A 17,828-nucleotide genomic window follows, 5' to 3' on the forward strand; every position below is an offset into this window, starting at 1 on the left:
TTAGTTTATATGATATGTGTGGATATAGATCCTACTATAGGGCTCAACTATTAACAGCAGATTAGCGCAGTATAAAGTGGAGACTTACACATATAGCACACAAACCAATTTTGCTATACACTTTATATAAAAAAAGTTAAAAGTGCGGTGAAATCGTTGTTTAAAATTTTGCTAATTGAAGATGATGAAACTTTATTTCATGAAGTTCAAGACAGATTAACTCAATGGGCTTATGATGTTTATGGTATCCAGGACTTTAGTAAGGTAATGCAGGAATTCACAGCGATAAAACCTGATCTGGTCGTCATTGATATTCAATTGCCGAAATTTGATGGGTTTCATTGGTGTCGAATGATTCGATCCCACTCTAACGTTCCTATCATTTTCCTATCATCCCGTGATCACCCTACGGATATGGTCATGTCGATGCAGCTCGGAGCGGATGATTTTATCCAAAAACCGTTTCACTTCGATGTACTCATTGCGAAATTACAGGCGACTCTTCGCCGTGTATATAATTACAATACTGAACCTATCGCCTTGAAAACATGGTGTGGTGCCACAGTGGATTATGAGAAAAATATAGTTACCAATGAGGCAGGCTCCATCGAATTAACCAAGAACGAAATTTACATTTTAAAGCTGCTCATTGAGCAAAAAAATAAAATTGTAGCCCGAGAGGAATTAATTAAAAGCCTATGGGATGATGAACGTTTTGTCAGCGACAATACCTTAACAGTCAATTTAAATCGCCTGCGAAAAAAACTGGATGGGCTGGATTTGGGACGTTTCATTGAAACGAAGGTCGGGCAAGGCTACATGGCTACAGAAGAGGCAACTACATATGATTAAAAAATACCTTATGGAAAGACTGAGCTGGATTCTGCTATTTGTATGCCAGCAATTGCTTATCCTTTTCATCGCTTATGTGGACGCGGCAATCCCGTTGATGCCGATCCTATATATTGTCTTCTTATCTATGATGGTTTTCTTCGTTTTTTTAATCATTCGCTATCCCAAGGAAACCAAATTCTATAGAACACTGAAAGAATGGGAAAGCCCGCTCGAATTAACAGGAATGGGCGAACCAGATAGTCCATTTGAGCAAATCATTGAACAAAAAATCACCGACCAGACCGAACGCTTACAACAGATCATCTCGCAAAATCAATTGACACTTGAACACGAAAAAGACGAACTATTATCCTGGATTCATGAGGTAAAAACACCTTTGACCGCCATGCATTTGATGATTGAGCGATTGGACGACAAATCCCTTAAGGCTCAGCTTACTTATGAATGGCTACGCATTCACTTACTACTTGACCAGCAGCTCCACCAAAAACGCATATCTTTTATTGAAAATGATTTGTATGTAGAGCAAGTGGATCTGAAATCTCTAATTTTTAAAGAGATCAAAGACTTGCAAGCCTGGTGCATTCAAAAAGGGATCGGTTTTGACATTCAGCTTGAGCAAATGGAAGTGCTGAGTGATGCCAAATGGCTTGCTTTTATCATCAGACAGCTCTTAACCAATGCCATCAAATATAGCAATGCCAGTGATATTATCATTCACACCTATGAGCAAAATGACCGAATACAGCTTGAGGTTAAAGACTTTGGTCGCGGCATTGATCCGAAGGATATACCTCGTATTTTCGAGAAAGGCTTTACATCCACGACACAACATTCGGACCATACTTCAACAGGCATGGGGTTATATTTAACGAAAAAGGCAGCAATGTCCCTGCTCATACATATTGATGTCCACTCCAAACCGGGCGCTGGTACAACTTTCACTTTAATTTTCCCCAAACGAAACGATTTCGTGAGTATGATGAGCATGTGACAGAGATGTCACATGCTTTTATGTATTGTTCGCTCAATCAAAGGAAAAGCAACGCCCCTATTTTTATAATAAAGCTATAAGAACAATAAGGAGTGCGTCGAAGTGAATATTTTAGAAGCAAACAAAATTCATAAGAGCTACGGCAACAAATTAAATATGCAGGAGGTATTAAAGGGAATTGATATCCTTATTGAAGAGGGTGAATTTGTCAGTATTATGGGAGCCTCCGGTTCAGGTAAAACCACCCTGCTAAATGTTCTTTCCTCCATTGATCAGGTGAGCCAAGGGTCCATTAAAATCAATAACATCGAAATGACGAAAATGAAGGAAAAGCAGCTGGCTGAATTCCGCAAAAAGCATTTAGGCTTTATTTTTCAAGAGTATAACCTGCTGGATACGCTAACCGTGAAGGAAAACATTCTCCTCCCCTTATCCATCACCAGAACGCCTAAAAAAGAAGCCAACCGAAAATTTCAGGAAGTGGCTACAGAACTGGGGATTTATGAGCTAAAAGATAAGTATCCCAACGAAATTTCGGGCGGACAGAAACAGCGTACATCTGCGGCTAGAGCCTTTATTCATGAGCCTAGTATTATATTTGCCGATGAACCCACGGGCGCGCTGGATTCCAAATCGGCTTCGGATTTATTAAACAAGCTGGGCCAGTTAAACCAGAAGCGCAAGGCAACCATTATTATGGTCACGCATGATCCTGTCGCGGCCAGCCATTGCAGCCGGGTCATTTTTATTAAGGATGGACAAATGTATACGCAGCTTCATAAAGGCGGGCAGGAAAGACAAAGCTTCTTTCAGGATATCATGAAAACCCAAGGGATTTTAGGTGGGGTCCAATATGAACATTAATCAACTCATCTTGAAAAATTTGAAAAAAAATTTGAAAAATTATTACCTGTATGTCTTTGCTTTAATTTTCAGTGTTGCGCTCTATTTCGCTTTTGTCACATTACAATACGATCCCTCCATGGATGAAGTGAAGGGCTCTGTTAAGGGTGCGGCTTCCATACGTGCAGCATCCGTCCTACTGGTCGTCATTGTGTGCATTTTCCTTTTATATGCTAATAATATTTTCATCAAAAGACGCAGCAAAGAAATTGGTTTATTTCAATTAATCGGCATGACCAAAAACAAAATCTTTCGCCTCCTGAGTGCTGAAAACTTAATTTTATACTTCAGCTCCTTATTCATTGGAATTATAGTTGGATTTTCCTTTTCCAAGTTAGTGATTATGATTTTATTTAAGACGACGGGCATCGATGCGATTGCCACTCTGTATTTCTCCAACCAGGCACTTGTTCAAACACTTATTGTATTTTGTATGATCTACCTGTTGATCATGATCATGAATTATTCTTTTATCAAAAGACAGAGTATTTTGTCTTTGTTCAGAGTCACCTCAACAACGGAAGGAAAAATTAAGAAAATATCCATTTACGAAATGATCATCGGGATCATTGGAATATCACTCATTGCAATAGGATATTATGTTTCTTCCAAATTATTTGGTGGAGACTTTACATCCATGAATGAATTATTTATGGCTATGGTTTTTATTTTAGGCTCTGTCATCATTGGGACACTTCTTTTTTATAAAGGGTCCATCCGCTTTATTTCAAATATCATTAGAAAAAGTAAAGGCGGCTATCTAAACATCAATGAGGTGCTGTCTCTCTCATCCATTATGTTCCGCATGAAGTCCAATGCTTTGCTATTGACCATTATTACGACGGTATCGGCACTTGCCATCGGTTTGCTCTCTTTAAGCTATATCGCCTATTATTCTGCGGATAAAGCAGCTGAAAACAATGTGCCTACCCATTTTGCAATGACGAATGTACCGGAGGCGGAGAAATTCAAAAAGATACTGCTTGAGCATGATATCAAGTATCGTGAAAAGAAAATTGAAGTCATTCAAGTCAGTGTGAACACCGCGCAAATCATGGATACTCCTTTGGAAGGATTAAATATCAGCGGGAATTCCATGACGCTGCCTGTCATAAGTGATCAATCCGTGGAGGGGACGGATGTATCTCCAGACCAAACGATTTTAACGGGCTATAACGATCTGCTGCAAAAATTCATGTCCTTGAAAAACGCTGGTCCATTAGATTTAAAGGGGAATAAAGAAGTCATCCACCAACAGTATTTGGGGCTAAAAAGGGAGTATGTGATTCCCTACTATTTTACAGCTGGGGGACTTCCTACGGCGATTGTAGACGAAACTGTATTTGAGCGGTTAAAGAAGGACATCAATCCTGAAATTCAAAAGAAATCATCCTTATATATCGGAATTGATATGATTAACGAAGAACAGATCAAAGAAGCCGATCGCCTCTTTAAAGCCGCCAACTTTAATAAGCAGCAAACATCACGCCTTGAAATGAGCAGTACCCAGAAAAAAAATATGGGCATCATCATGTTTATTGTCGGCTTTTTAGGACTGACCTTTCTCATTACATCAGGCTGTATCCTTTACTTTAAGCAAATGGATGAAAGCGAAGACGAAAAAGCCAATTATACCGTGCTAAGAAAGCTGGGGTTCACACGGGATGATCTGCTTAGAGGCATTAAAATAAAACAAATCTTTAACTTCGGCATTCCTTTAGTGATTGGCCTATCACACAGCTATTTCGCCGTCCAATCAGGCTGGTTCTTGTTTGGAACAGAAATTTGGATGCCTATGATCATCGTTATGGTGTTATACACCGCCTTATACTCCATTTTCGGGATACTATCTATTCTGTATTATAAAAAAGTCATTACATCAGCTTTATAATCAGCAAAAGTCAAAAGAGCCCCAGGCGAAAGCACTGGGGCTTTTCCAAATATTTGAGCATTTTCATTCCTGCATGTACAATAAAATGACTATCATCGTTACCCCAAGGGGGAAAGCTTATTTTATTATTACTCATCAATGGCATCGGCATCGTAGCCAATATTATACTTGGTTCCTCTGTAGGCGTGGCTATTTTCATGGGAATCGTTTTTTTCCTGATTGGTTTACCTGAGTTTAAAAAATCGCCAAAGCTCACGAAAGAGGCTGTCAAAAGTATCACCTATATTTTTGCGACCCTGTTGATTCTTCTTATATTTGTAGTCATCATTTCCTTGAATATTCATGCTTCAGGTGACCTGTTTCTTACAGGTCCGCTAACACCGCAAATGAAGTTCTTGTGGGGGCAAAAGGTATTGACGCTAGGATTGCTGGAAGGCCTATGGGCTGTCATCAGCCTAAAGTGGCTGTTGCCCATCTTTTTTGATCCGCTGGACCTCAGTAAGAAGCAAATCCTTGTTTTAGGGTGCGGAATTGTATTTAGTGTGGGTTCAGGGTTTTATGCCATGCTTGAAGCAAGTTAAAAGAGCCTCACTTAACGCAAAGGCTCAAATCCCTCTACTTGCTTCAGAATCCGCTCAATTTCATCGCATTGCTCCTGTTGAAGCGTCACCTCCACTGCTCTCACATTCTCTTCGATCTGTGCTGGTTTAGTGGCCCCAATGAGTGCAGCGCTGACACCCGGATCTCTAAGTATCCAGGCAAGAGCAAGCTGTGACAGACTGATGCCCAGATCCTTTGCCAGATTATCCAGTTCCTGCACACAGTTAAGAACAGCATCGTTCATATAACTGTTGATGACATGATTGACCGAGGCATCGGCCCCGCGACTGCCTGTCGGCACGGGTTGCCCCGGTCTGTATTTACCCGTAAGTACGCCTTGGGCCAGCGGAGAAAATACAATTTGGCCGATACCCAACTGTCCGGATACAGGGAGCACCTCATGTTCGATATAACGTTCGAACATATTATAGATCGGCTGATTGGCAATCAGTGGGCGCAGGTTCAGCCTTTTTCCAATACCATAGGCATCTGTGAGCTGTGTGGCGCTCCATTCGCTTACCGCAGCATACAGGATCTTGCCTTGAGCCTGAAGGTCATCGAGAGCCCGCAGCGTCTCTTCCAAAGGAGTGTCCTGATCGTAACGGTGGCAGAAGTAAATGTCGATATAATCCGTGCCAAGACGCTTAAGACTAGCCTCGCATTGCTCCATAATGTGCTTGCGGGACAGTCCTCTGTCATTAGGACCGGAATCCATAGGAAAGTAAACCTTCGTAGATAACACGTAGCTCTCTCTTCGATAAGGCTTCAAAGCCGCTCCCATAGCCTTTTCGCCCTCACCCCGATTATACGCATTGGCGGTATCAAAGAAATTGATCCCAAGTTCAAAGGCTTTGGCAATACAGGTATGAGCTGCTTCCTGTTCAGCGGCCGTACCATACGTCAACCAACTGCCCAGACCGATTTCGCTGATTTTAAGACCACTGTTGCCTACATTTCTATATTTCATATCTGTTCCTTCTTTCGTAAGAGGATAGCCTCCTTATATTCTAGCATGTAAACCCTTTCAACGAAAACGTATTCCATAGGAATCAGGTAGTTGCATGAAGGGGAACAATTGGCTTTATTGAGCTGGTTGGCCTCGATCTATACTTAAGATGGTTACCTTTATTTCGTTTTTCCGCATTGTAAATGCTGATAAAATAGTCAACAAGTATATAATAAAAAAGAGCAAGGATGCGGTAACATCCCTACTCTTTAGCAACAGCCGCTTTTAAGGGCGGTCGGCAGTGGTTAAATCAGGGAAATAGATCTCACCTTTGGACGGGGCGATCTATTTCTTTTTGTTTTGGTTCAATGCAATAACAATTGTGACAATTAACCCGATTAACGCAACAACTAAGGAATATTATAACATATGGAACTTGCAATTTCCTCTCTCAGATCCCGTTCGGGAAAAGCGCATCATATGCAGGACAAGGCAGTTTGTCGAGAAACTCCTGAAGCGGCTTAGGTCTATGAGTGTAGATATCTTTTAAGGACGTTCCATTATAAATATTGCCGATGACCACAGGATGGCATAGCTCACAGATCAGGATATCACCGTTTCCATGAAGATGGAGTTGCTTTTTACCATCCACGCAGTTGGAAAAATATACGCCTGGCTGCTCCTTGAAGCCCAGCGCTTCTGCAAAACGGTCCATGCAGGTGAAATACAGCACGGTATCTTCCTTTTTATGGGCAATCAGGTCATGAACGGAACGGACAAGTGCCTCCTTGGTGGAAATGGCGTTCCAGTTGGTATGATCCATCACGATGCTGTTTTGGATTTCATGGATGCGCACACCGAGTTCATATACCATTTCGCTAATGGCTTGCATGTTGTTCTGTGTTTCCGCAAACAGCAAAGTCTCCAGCACCGTTTCTAGTTTGGCTTCGGTACATAACCGAATGTTCTGAACAATTTTATCATACATGCGAGGGTGAACATGATAATAGGCTGAATATTTTTCGGCGTCCGTGAAGTTAAAGGAGATATGAATGTTGGAAAGCCCTGCATCACGTAAGCTCTCAATTCGTTCAGGGCTAAGCAGGCTGGCATTGGTATTGAGCTGGGTAGCGATTCCCTTGCTCGAACAGTGAGCCACAATGTCCAGACAGTCCTCATACTTTAAGGTCACTTCTCCCCCGGACAGTCGCACACGTTTTAACGTTGGAATGTCATCTATAATACCAATGACCTCCTTGCTGCTGATGCATTGCCCATCGTTTCGTTGATATGCGCAGCAATAATCGCACTTGAAGTTGCAATTGGAGGTCACCCCCACTTCCAGTCCCTCCAGCTCGTAGATGCCCGGCTTTTCCAGTTCAAGTGCTTTATATTTGTTCTCTATATTCACTTTCTTATGATCCTCCCGATCTCAGGCTTGTGTCTTGAATACCCTTGAGATTATACAGAGTGGGAGCAGCTCAGAGATATGATTTATAGCGCATAAAAATGTAATTTGACAAGTACTGCGAACTTTAGTAAATTCAAATTAGTTAAGCACTTAATTATATTACGGTGGTGATCTTATGAAGGACCTTCAGGATTACGTACTTGATTTGCCGCTGCCTTCTCTGGTTTTCTTTTCACTGGTGGAAACGACAGCCGGATTAGTTGATGTCTCAGAAAAATACTGGCATTCAAAAGGAACCAATGGAGCCAGAATTCGAATTTTGGTTGAAATCATGAAGGAAGGAGGCACGATTCTTCCCTCTGTGCTCGCCCAAAGGATCGGTGTCACCAAATCGAATATTAGCCTGCTGCTTAGCCCGCTGGAAAACGAAGGATTCATCCGCCGCGAACGTCATCCCAAGGACGGCAGAAAATCGGTGATTTCTATAACAAGCGAAGGGCAAAGCCTCCTACTGCGTAATTTACCCGAAAACCGGCAGAGGATTGTAGAAAAAATGCAGGTGTTGAATGATCAGGAATTGAAGCAGCTCCTTTCCCTGCTCAACAAATTAAAGAGGACGTAATGCAGCCTTTTTTTTATTCAATTGGTTAAGTGCTTAACTAAAATTCCGTTTGTAAAAAGGGTGATATTTAATGTCGATCGTTATTACTGGAGCAAATGGTAAATTGGGGAGCTTAATCATACAACAGCTCCTTCATAAAGTCTCACCTCATGATATTATCGCTTGTGTTCGCCACCTTGAAACCGGAAAACACTATGAGGAACAGGGAATTACAGTCCGGTTTGGTGACTACGATCAACCCGATTCACTTGAGCAAGCATTCGCAGGAGCTTCCCAACTGTTGTTGATTTCAAGTTCACATCCCGACGATACGATTCGTATTCGTCAACATGCCCATATCATTGAAGCGGCTAAAAAGTGTAAAGTAGAACATATGTTTTATACCAGCTTTGCCTTTCCTGAAGCCGGCTCTATCCCCCTCTCCCATCTGCATTTGGCTACAGAACATGCCATTCGTACCACCGGAATTCCTTACACTTTTCTACGGAATGCATTATATACCGATTTTGTCAAAACACTCGATCTGAATGCCGCCATAGCAAAGGGCGAACTCGATATCTATCCTGGGGAATGGAAGTTTAACACCGTTACGCGTTGGGATCTTGCCAGAGGAATCGCAGCAGTGCTGTCTGAGCCAGACCATAAGAACAAGAAATATGAATTCACCGCCTCCAGTCCCTGGACCTTTTCAGATTTGGCAGCAGCTTTGACCGAACTTACAGGCAGATCCGTCTCCTTACGTCAGGACCCTCAAATCAAAAATTGGATATTCGGGTTCTTAAGCAAAATAAATACGCGCTCCACCTCGGATGATTTGGAACAGTTGATCGATGGTCCACTCACTTCACTGAAAGAAAGCATACGGCCTTTTATCTCCACATGAAAAAATAATGACACAAATGTGAGCGATATGTGAACTGGGCATAGTTCTCATCTCCAAATCCATACTGAATATATCTGTTGGTAATGGAGGCGGAATGTAGTGGACAAAAGGATGAATCTGCTCATGTTCAGCGGGGATTACGATAAGGCGATGGCTGGACTGATTTTGGCGAATACGGCTCGGGAATTGGACGTTGAGGTTACGATGTTTTTTGCGTTCTGGGGATTATTTTTGGTTCGTGATCCTGATAAGATGACGCTTGAGGACAAGACGATTTATGAAAAAATCATGGGCTGGATGACTCCAAAAGGACCCGAGGAGCTGCCATTGTCCAAAATGAATTTTAGCGGTCTTGGCAAGCTAATGCTGACGGAAATGATTGAGGATAACGAAGCCCCGAAACTGATTCATTTTTTGAAGGGGGCACGGAAAAAAAACGTCAAATTTTATGCCTGCAAGCTATCCGTGGACATTATGGGTTTTAAACCGGAAGAATTCATCCCTGAATTAGAAATTATCGAGGCCAAAACGTATCTCAAAGATGCGCTCGAATCCGATATGCAGCTGTTCATATAAGATGTACGCACGCCTTGTCCGGCTTTCGGATGAGGCTTTTATTTTGACAAAATGATGACATTCGCCTATTTTTCTTAACCCATTGAGGTCTTCCTACGTACCCTAGAACGACAGAACCACATGGGAGGCGCCCGTATGCTCAAGGCTCGAATCGGAAGCAACAATAGTGCGTATCAGCCTTCTAGAGAGGCTTATTTCGCACGATATCGGGAAGGCACGATCGGATATCATCAAACCTTTGAATCTCCATACGGGCAAAAAAAGCTGATGTATGCGGATTGGGCAGCCAGCGGCCGTCTATATGGACCTATTGAGTCCAAAATAGCTAGCGATTTTGGCCCTTTTGTAGCGAATACCCATACGGAGTCTAATTTGACAGGTACCCTAATGACCCAAGCCTACGAAGAGGCGAAGCGAATCATTAAGAACCACGTTCATGCTGACGAACACGATATCATTCTGTTTGCCGGGTCGGGTATGACAGGGGCAATAAATAAGCTTCAACGCATGTTGGGATTGAAAATACATGAAAAGTTAAAACATCACTACCCTATCGCTGAAAAAGAACGTCCCGTTATTTTTGTCACACATATGGAGCATCACTCGAATCATATTTCCTGGGCGGAAACGATTGGGGACGTCGTGTGTATTCCTCCCGGTCCCAGTGGCAACGTTGATCCGACAAATCTGGAACGTTTGCTGCTTCAATTCCGTCATCGTCCTCTCAAGATCGGCGCCTTTACAGCCTGTTCCAATGTTACTGGGTTTGAACCGTCGATTTACCGACTATCCCGCAAAATGCATGAACATGGCGGCGTTTGTTTCATCGACTTTTCCGCAAACGCTCCTTATGCCGAGATCAACATGCATCCCACAGAGCCCCTTGAGAAACTGGATGGGATTGTATTTTCTCCGCACAAATTTCTCGGTGGACCCGGAACAAGCGGCGTCTTAATCATGGATTCGAGGCTAAGCCCCAACCATACCCCGGATCAGCCTGGGGGCGGTACGGTAAGCTGGACCAACCCTTGGGGTGAGTACGAATATAAAGACAATATCGAGGCACGAGAGGATGGGGGAACGCCTGCCTTTCTACAGGCCATTCGAACAGCGCTATGCATCCAACTAAAAGAACAGATGGGCCAAAGCCGCATTTTGGAGCGAGAAAAGGAGTTAACGTCATTATTGTTAAAAGGGTTGGAAGGAATACCATGCTTGCACGTCTTAGGTGGAAAAAGCCAAGAACGGCTCGGAATCGTTTCTTTCGTTGTCGACCATATCCACTACAATCTGATCGTAAAATTACTGAATGATCGGTTCGGAATTCAGGTCCGCGGCGGTTGCTCCTGTGCAGGAACGTATGGACACTATTTACTCAGTATCGACCAACAAACCTCTAATCAAATGTCAGACCTCATCCATGCGGGAGACTTATCGAGAAAACCCGGCTGGGTCCGCCTGTCCCTCCATCCCATGATGACGAATCAGGAAGTCTCCTACCTCACCTCATCCATCCGAGCGGTTGTAGAAAATATCATAGTGTGGCAAAAGGATTATACGTATCAACCCGACTGCAACGAATGGCGTTCTATTCGTGAACATAAAAAAATAGACGTCAGTAAATGGTTCAATTTTAGCAATTAGGAGACCTTTAACTCCCTTGTTGAATACTCGATAACTCTCAAATAAGAAAGGAGCCACCTTGTACCAAAGGCCAGCTCCTTTCTTAATTCATCCATCCACTTAGAAGAAAAACGTTTATTTACTCTCAGCTTCCCACTTGGATATCTCTTCGCGCACCCGTGGCGCTACCTCTGTTCCCAGCAGCTCAATAGCTCTCATGACATCCTCATGCGGCATCGTGCCAACAGGAACGTGTAGCAGAAAACGTGTAATGCCTACCTGTTTACGCAGATGAATGATTTTCTGAGCAACTGTATCGGGATCGCCTACATACAATGCTCCTTCAAAGCTGCGTGCGGCATCGAAGCTGGAACGGGTGTAAGGACCCCATCCACGCTCACGCCCAAGGACGTTCATGCTTTGCTGGGTGGAAGGGAAAAACTTTTCCGCTGCAAGCTCGGTACTTTCCGCAATAAAACCATGCGAGTGGGATGCAACTGGAAGCAGCGATGCGTCATGCCCTGCATGCTTAGCCGCTTTTTTATACAACTCCACCAATGGTGCAAACTGCACAGGGCTACCTCCAATAATGGCCAGCACCAACGGCAATCCGAGCAAGCCGGCACGGACTACAGACTCCTGATTGCCCCCGCTACCAATCCATACGGGCAACGGATTTTGAACCGGACGTGGATACACGCCCAGATTATTTATCGCAGGCCGATGTCCACCCTTCCAAGTGACTTTTTCAGAATCCCGTATTTTCAATAACAGTTCGAGTTTTTCATCAAACAGTTCGTCATAGTTATCCAAATCATAGCCAAACAACGGGAATGATTCGATAAAAGAACCCCGGCCTGCCATAATCTCAGCTCGTCCATTCGAGATGCCGTCCAATGTGGCAAAATCCTGAAATACACGTACTGGATCATCCGAAGACAGCACCGTAACCGCACTGGTTAGCCGAATCCGCTGGGTCTGTGCCGCCGCAGCAGCCAGGATAACAGCCGGAGCAGATGCCGCATAATCTTTACGATGATGCTCCCCCACGCCATATACATCCAGCCCTACCTGATCTGCAAGCACAATCTCCTCGACAACTTCACGTATTCGTTGTGCGTGGCTGATAACCTCACCCGTTTTGGGGTCCGGTGTTGTTTCCACAAACGTGCTAATACCTATCTCCACTGATCCTACCTCCTATTTTCATGTCTCGTTCTCATTCGGCTGCTTGCAAAGCAAACCATTTTAAAAACCGATATCTTTATATTGAACCTTTTTTGTCATTTTATCAAGCTTTCCTTTTCTGAGTCTGGATTCGGTCAGGGGGAACATCAAGAGGAGCTCATGCCGATTTGTATATTGGTATTGACATTACGACGAGAAGTAACTAATATGGTTACAACGGTGGTGAACAGTTATGAAACAAATCAGCAGTCGCTTTTCCATAGCAGTCCATATCCTTACGTTGATTGCTATTATGCCGGGAGAATGTACGGGAGACTTCATTGCAGACAGCGTAAATACGAATCCCGTCGTGATCCGAAGAATTATGGGCATGCTGAAGAAAGCCAGTCTGATTGACGTCCGGCCTGGTATAGGTGGTGCTTCTCTTTTGAAGGAACCCGAATCCATCACTTTACTGGATGTATACCATGCAGTTGAGGTTATTGATAAAGGACAATTATTTAATTTCCATAAGGACCCGAGTCCACTCTGTCCTGTAGGCAAAAACATCGAAGCATCACTCTTGGGAGAATTGGCTGAAGCTCAGGCGGCTATGGAACAACGATTGAAATGTGTCACGATTCAAAAGATGTTAAATCAAGTTCATGTAGATCAAGTTCATGTTAATTAAAGCTCAGATAGAGCTTTTTTTAACGGCTTCGTTGTAACTAATTGCGTTATAACTGATTCAGTTTTAATGCCTGCGAAAATTCGATATAAATTGAATGGAGTTCTGCCGTTCATTTTTATATACATACTTTATTGGAGGAATGACACAATGAAAATTTTGGTAACTGGTGCAACTGGACAATTTGGATCTGTAGTCGTAGATACACTGTTAAAAACAGTACCTGCTTCAAGCCTTGCAGTAAGTGTACGTAATCCGGAGAAAGCTGAACACCTTCGTACACAAGGCGTTGACGTACGTCACGGTGACTTTGACAAACCTGAGACTTTGGATCAGGCATTTGCCGGTGTAGATCGTTTGCTGATCGTCTCCGCTGACGGGGATAACGCAACACGGATTCGTCAACACCAAAATGCTGTCGACGCAGCCAAAAAAGCCGGGGTACGCTTCATTGGTTACACAAGTGTCGCCAATGCAGACCGTAATACCCTCTCCCTTGCCGAGGTTCATCGTGCAGCAGAAAAAGCTATTCGCGAGACTGGCATTCCATATTCCTTCCTTCGCAACAATTGGTATGTTGAAAACGAAGCAGGCAGCATACAAGGTGTATTGCATGGTGCACCTTGGCTTAATGCTGCAGGCAGCGCTCGGGTAGGCTGGGCTTTACGCAGTGATTATGCCCAAGCTGCTGCTGCTGTTCTCGCTGGAGAAGGACATGAAAACACAGTGTACGAACTCTCTGGTAAACCCCGCACACAAGCCGAGCTTGCAGCCATCACGGCCGAAGTAACAGGCAAAGAAGTGAAGGTCGTCGATGTGGACGACGCTTCATTTGGCGAAGCTTTGCGTGGTGCCGGACTGCCTGATTTTGTGGTCACCATGTTAGTTGATATGCAGGGGCCGTTTCGCGAAGGCTCCCTAGATGTGGAGAGCGATGATCTGGAAAAATTGCTAGGGCGCCCGGCTCAGCCTTTAAAAGAGTTTGTCAAAGCTATTGTTGGCCAATAATTAACGGGTAGAGGGCAACCACAGCGAGAATATTATACAAGTAGGAAAAAACACCGGGAAGCTAGGCTTTTAAACCTATTCCCGGTGTTTTTTCCTGTCTCATTTTCCAACTCAAGTTTCAGGGCGGTTGCTGTCTGTGCTGTAGCTCACCCTTTTGCATTTAATTCTTTTTTACAAATTCCGATTTTAACTTCATCGCTCCAAAACCATCAATTTTGCAATCAATATCGTGATCGCCGTCCACCAGACGGATATTCTTTACTTTGGTGCCGATTTTCAAGACAGATGAGCTTCCTTTAACTTTAAGGTCTTTAATGACGGTTACAGAGTCACCCTCCTGCAGGACGTTACCATTGGCATCTTTGACGACTTTTACGTCTTCGTTGTTCACGGTTCCTGACTCGACAGACCACTCATGAGCGCATTCCGGGCAAATGAAAAGACTACGATCCTCGTAAGTATATCCTGAATTACATTCGGGACAATTTGGCAAATTAGACATAATATTATGTACTCCATTCATTTTTAATTCTATACAAGTATATTGGATAATCAGCCGCGATTCCACTCATGGAGGAAATTAATTTAGGATTTTTAAACAAAGTAGAAATAGCTCAGCGGAAGGCGATTGATGAATACACGGCTGCTGTCAGCGAGTTAAATGTTAGGCAGATTAGGGCTCATACTCGCTCAATTTTCCTTCGTAAATCAAGTGGAATCGGTCGCTTTGCCGAAAATCGTCTGGCGTAATAAGGGCAGGCAATTTTTCCCATATTTTTATGCCGGATCGCTGTAGGATTTCTGCGACGAATTGCGAACAAAAATAGGAATTACTGAACTCGACGGGTTCTTTGAGTGCAATACCAATCAAGCCCAGTAAATTATACATATATTTTTGGCGACTTCGAATAAAGACATGTAAAACCCGCTTCATTTTTTCGATTTCACGGTCGGTTACTTGAAGCTCGTAGATGACACATGTTGTATTCGGAAATCTGCTGTATGTACCTGTCTTAATATCCTCTTTCACGAAACCACCATCCAGAGGGTTATTGGGGGTCTTTCTCCCGAAGCTGTATAACTCCGAAAGTTCCCGGTTGAAGGAAATGGAGGCGTGATTGTATGGCGCTCTCGTATAGCTTTTAATGACTCTCGTAAGAAACGTTCCCGTATTGGTAAGCAAGATAAAGACGGATTGATCAGCTGCCATTTACGAAATTTCTCCTTATCAAGTTTGGATTATTCCTTCATAATAACATAGGAACCCTATAATGGACTCCTACATCGTGATAAGTTGGTGATTGGCAATGGACAGCTCGCTATTAACGTTAATTCTTATTTTCACAGCCTTATTGGCTATCCAATTGATTTATGTTGTGATCGTCAAAACACAGCCCAACAAAGACTATGCAGCTATCGGACTTCGGATCAAGACATGGTGGGGCATGTTCTTTATCTTTTGCTTGGCAACTCTTTTCAATCCGATTGTTTCACTGCTTTCCTTGATGGCACTCACTTTCTTTGCGCTGAAAGAATATTTCTCCATGATCAAATCCAGAAAAGCCGACCGCAGACTGTTTCTATGGGCATACTTGGCGATTCCTGTGCAGTTTTATTGGATTTATATCGGGTGGTACGGGATGTTTATTGTCTTTATCCCTATCTATGTATTCTTGCTGCTGCCTCTCCCGCGATTGATTAACAAAGGCACGGTCGGTTTTCTGCGTAGTGTCAGCTCGACCCAATGGGGACTTATGCTGATGGTTTTCGGGCTTAGTCACTTGGCCTATTTTCAGTTTGCTACGCCGCAATACGGGGCTAAACTTGTGCTTTTTCTAGTGGTGTTGACGCAGCTCAATGATGTTGCACACTATCTGGCATCACTCTATTTTGGGAAGCGGAAAGTAGTCCCGACCTCCAACCCCAATTTAACTTGGGAAGGCTTTGCATTCGCTTTTCTCGTAACCATAGGGGCTTCATATCTCATCTATCCCTACCTGACACCGTTTGATCTGAAATTCGGGCTTATTTTCGGCATGCTGATCAGCTTGAGCGGTTTCTTCGGCAGCTTAACGGTTTCCGTGCTGAAGCGAGATTTATTAATTGGCGATGATAACAAGTTCGATGCTTTGAAGAAAAGCTACTTAAGCCAGGTCGATAGCTTGACCTACACCTCGCCTGTCTTTTTTCACGTGATCCGTTATTTTTTCGATTTCATGTAGTGATTCTTAGAACCCCTCACGTTATGGTGAGGGGGTTTAAGCTTTTTCAAGATAAAGTCCTTAGATAGAACAATTAATATTTGAGGTACCAAAACAATAAATATGTGTGACAGCGAAGGATAGGAACAGACTCGAAAAGCAGGGTCACTTCAGAGTAGCCTGCTTTTTGGGTATATATTTCAATGATACCTTAAAACTCACATAGGAAAATCTAAAAAGTGTAGTGTGCTGAAATGAGATTTCTATCACTTAAAATTAAAATTAAATACTGGTAATCCATTAGTATAATCAACTTCTATAAGTACACTTTCAAAATCTATTATATATATCAATTCTTTTACTGGGGTTTCTTTTGTTGGACGTTCTAATTCTAGTGCAAAGGAAAAAAGCTCTAAAAAATCAGCATCTAAACCATGACTATTCGATTTATATTTGACATGATCTACATCTTCCTGTTTGACAAGTATAAAATCTGAATTATTGATCGTCTCTACTATACGTTTTTTTTCTACATGATTAACTAGATCATCATTATCTCCCTGGAAAGATAAAACCTGTGTATTTCCATGAAAATCTTTATACAATGTTTCTAAGTTTAAATCTAGTCTATTTGGTATTATTTTTTTAGCAATATAGTCGAATTCAATAGCAAGTGTTGCATTTCCTACCTCTCCATACAAAACCCTATTATTTGATAAAAACGCTGGCTCTATCCAAGCTGAGTTGTCTACCAAATATGAAAATAAATTAGGTGCTAGCCTATTACTTAAGTGCAATAAATATGCCCCATGAGAATGTCCATACCCAATTATTCTCGCGGGATTAAATATCAGATTATTTCCCTTCAATATGGTTTTAACTGCCTCTACAGAACTAATGATATCTATTGCCTGCATATAGCTCATATCATTAAATTCCTCTATACTTTCATCTATATTAGCAATCACAGGAAGTAAAATGTTTTTTTCAGACAATATGCTTAATAAAGTAGAAGAGTCTTTATTCATTTTCTCCAATTCATCTACTGTAAGAATGGACTGAAGAATTTCGGGATTTTTCAACCTATAATTATCAATTGACGATTGCATATATGAACTTCCAAAATAACTACACTGAATCGTTACCATATTATATTTATCCGCAAATACTTTTCTCATTTTCGCATAAACTTTGGAATCAATATTACCTCCGAACCCGGGTACAAAAATAATCAATCCTGTACTTTCAGTAACTCCGTTTTGTGGAATAGAATAGTCTATTCGTAACTCTCGATTAGAGTTCCCCGTGTATATATTATAATGAGCTGGAATATTGAAACTATGTTGTTCTGACATGAATTTCCTCCTAAATAATATTCATTCTCTTTTTCCATTGCTATGATTAAAAAACGAATAAACACACAAAGAGAGGATGTTATTTGATGACATCCTCTAATAGAT

Annotated in this window: 18 protein-coding genes and 1 pseudogene; 12 read left to right on the top strand and 7 right to left on the bottom strand. The window is 42.5% G+C overall.

What is annotated here, in order from left to right:
- Positions 1-156 precede the first annotated feature (156 nt).
- The 5 genes from HPL003_RS06650 to HPL003_RS06675 all read left to right on the top strand — a co-directional run bounded on the left by HPL003_RS06650 (position 157) and on the right by HPL003_RS06675 (position 5,224).
- On the top strand, positions 157-852 hold the full coding sequence (locus tag HPL003_RS06650; RefSeq protein ID WP_014278874.1) for a response regulator transcription factor: 696 nt from the start codon (positions 157-159) through the stop codon (positions 850-852).
- Positions 845-1,849 carry a sensor histidine kinase gene (locus tag HPL003_RS06655; RefSeq protein ID WP_014278875.1) on the top strand — a complete coding sequence of 335 codons (1,005 nt, stop codon included), beginning with the start codon at positions 845-847 and terminating at the stop codon, positions 1,847-1,849. The genes HPL003_RS06650 and HPL003_RS06655 overlap by 8 nt, the downstream gene beginning before the upstream one ends.
- Before the next feature lie 102 nt (positions 1,850-1,951).
- Positions 1,952-2,713, top strand: coding sequence for an ABC transporter ATP-binding protein (locus tag HPL003_RS06660; protein ID WP_014278876.1), 762 nt, complete (start codon positions 1,952-1,954; stop codon positions 2,711-2,713).
- Positions 2,703-4,643 (top strand): FtsX-like permease family protein, encoded by a 1,941-nt coding sequence (locus HPL003_RS06665; protein WP_014278877.1) that lies wholly within the window; start codon positions 2,703-2,705, stop codon positions 4,641-4,643. The genes HPL003_RS06660 and HPL003_RS06665 overlap by 11 nt, the downstream gene beginning before the upstream one ends.
- A 197-nt stretch (positions 4,644-4,840) precedes the next feature.
- Positions 4,841-5,224, top strand: coding sequence for a hypothetical protein (locus tag HPL003_RS06675; RefSeq protein ID WP_014278879.1), 384 nt, complete (start codon positions 4,841-4,843; stop codon positions 5,222-5,224).
- An 11-nt stretch (positions 5,225-5,235) separates the two neighbouring features.
- Here the strand turns inward: HPL003_RS06675 and HPL003_RS06680 are convergent, their stop codons facing one another.
- From HPL003_RS06680 to HPL003_RS06685, 3 genes and pseudogenes are all read right to left on the bottom strand, one after another.
- Positions 5,236-6,210: an aldo/keto reductase family protein gene (locus tag HPL003_RS06680; RefSeq protein WP_014278880.1), complete on the bottom strand. Its 975-nt coding sequence runs from the start codon at positions 6,208-6,210 to the stop codon at positions 5,236-5,238.
- A 324-nt stretch (positions 6,211-6,534) separates the two neighbouring features.
- Positions 6,535-6,606: pseudogene (locus tag HPL003_RS30640) on the bottom strand (putative holin-like toxin); the annotation flags it as partial.
- A gap of 34 nt (positions 6,607-6,640) precedes the next feature.
- On the bottom strand, positions 6,641-7,600 hold the full coding sequence (locus HPL003_RS06685) for a radical SAM protein (protein WP_014278881.1): 960 nt from the start codon (positions 7,598-7,600) through the stop codon (positions 6,641-6,643).
- A gap of 175 nt (positions 7,601-7,775) precedes the next feature.
- Between HPL003_RS06685 and HPL003_RS06690 the strand changes: the two genes are divergently transcribed.
- The 4 genes from HPL003_RS06690 (at position 7,776) to HPL003_RS06705 (ending at position 11,325) form a co-directional block, all read left to right on the top strand.
- Positions 7,776-8,222 (top strand): MarR family winged helix-turn-helix transcriptional regulator, encoded by a 447-nt coding sequence (locus tag HPL003_RS06690; RefSeq protein WP_014278882.1) that lies wholly within the window; start codon positions 7,776-7,778, stop codon positions 8,220-8,222.
- Positions 8,223-8,292: 70 nt separating this feature from the next.
- Positions 8,293-9,105, top strand: a complete 813-nt coding sequence (locus tag HPL003_RS06695) for an NAD(P)H-binding protein (protein ID WP_014278883.1) — start codon at positions 8,293-8,295, stop codon at positions 9,103-9,105.
- A gap of 99 nt (positions 9,106-9,204) precedes the next feature.
- Positions 9,205-9,681, top strand: a complete 477-nt coding sequence (locus HPL003_RS06700; RefSeq protein ID WP_014278884.1) for a DsrE/DsrF/DrsH-like family protein — start codon at positions 9,205-9,207, stop codon at positions 9,679-9,681.
- Positions 9,682-9,816: 135 nt separating this feature from the next.
- Positions 9,817-11,325 carry an aminotransferase class V-fold PLP-dependent enzyme gene (locus HPL003_RS06705; RefSeq protein WP_014278885.1) on the top strand — a complete coding sequence of 503 codons (1,509 nt, stop codon included), beginning with the start codon at positions 9,817-9,819 and terminating at the stop codon, positions 11,323-11,325.
- A gap of 114 nt (positions 11,326-11,439) precedes the next feature.
- Here HPL003_RS06705 and HPL003_RS06710 read toward each other — a convergent pair whose 3' ends face one another.
- Positions 11,440-12,492, bottom strand: coding sequence for an LLM class flavin-dependent oxidoreductase (locus HPL003_RS06710; protein ID WP_014278886.1), 1,053 nt, complete (start codon positions 12,490-12,492; stop codon positions 11,440-11,442).
- 232 nt (positions 12,493-12,724) lie between these two features.
- Between HPL003_RS06710 and HPL003_RS06715 the strand changes: the two genes are divergently transcribed.
- Positions 12,725-13,162, top strand: coding sequence for an Rrf2 family transcriptional regulator (locus tag HPL003_RS06715; protein WP_014278887.1), 438 nt, complete (start codon positions 12,725-12,727; stop codon positions 13,160-13,162).
- 147 nt (positions 13,163-13,309) lie between these two features.
- Positions 13,310-14,167, top strand: coding sequence for an SDR family oxidoreductase (locus HPL003_RS06720; RefSeq protein ID WP_014278888.1), 858 nt, complete (start codon positions 13,310-13,312; stop codon positions 14,165-14,167).
- A gap of 160 nt (positions 14,168-14,327) precedes the next feature.
- Here the strand turns inward: HPL003_RS06720 and HPL003_RS06725 are convergent, their stop codons facing one another.
- On the bottom strand, positions 14,328-14,669 hold the full coding sequence (locus tag HPL003_RS06725; protein ID WP_014278889.1) for a zinc ribbon domain-containing protein YjdM: 342 nt from the start codon (positions 14,667-14,669) through the stop codon (positions 14,328-14,330).
- Between the two features lie 171 nt (positions 14,670-14,840).
- Entirely contained in the window at positions 14,841-15,377 is a 537-nt protein-coding gene (locus HPL003_RS06730) for a hypothetical protein (RefSeq protein WP_014278890.1), read from the bottom strand.
- Between the two features lie 97 nt (positions 15,378-15,474).
- Between HPL003_RS06730 and HPL003_RS06735 the strand changes: the two genes are divergently transcribed.
- Positions 15,475-16,389, top strand: coding sequence for a phosphatidate cytidylyltransferase (locus HPL003_RS06735; RefSeq protein ID WP_014278891.1), 915 nt, complete (start codon positions 15,475-15,477; stop codon positions 16,387-16,389).
- A 245-nt stretch (positions 16,390-16,634) separates the two neighbouring features.
- On the opposite strand, the gene HPL003_RS06740 is transcribed toward HPL003_RS06735, so the two are convergent.
- On the bottom strand, positions 16,635-17,723 hold the full coding sequence (locus HPL003_RS06740; protein ID WP_014278892.1) for a DUF2920 family protein: 1,089 nt from the start codon (positions 17,721-17,723) through the stop codon (positions 16,635-16,637).
- Positions 17,724-17,828 lie beyond the last annotated feature (105 nt).

The organism is Paenibacillus terrae HPL-003 (assembly GCF_000235585.1).
GTDB classification, from domain to species: domain Bacteria; phylum Bacillota; class Bacilli; order Paenibacillales; family Paenibacillaceae; genus Paenibacillus; species Paenibacillus terrae_B.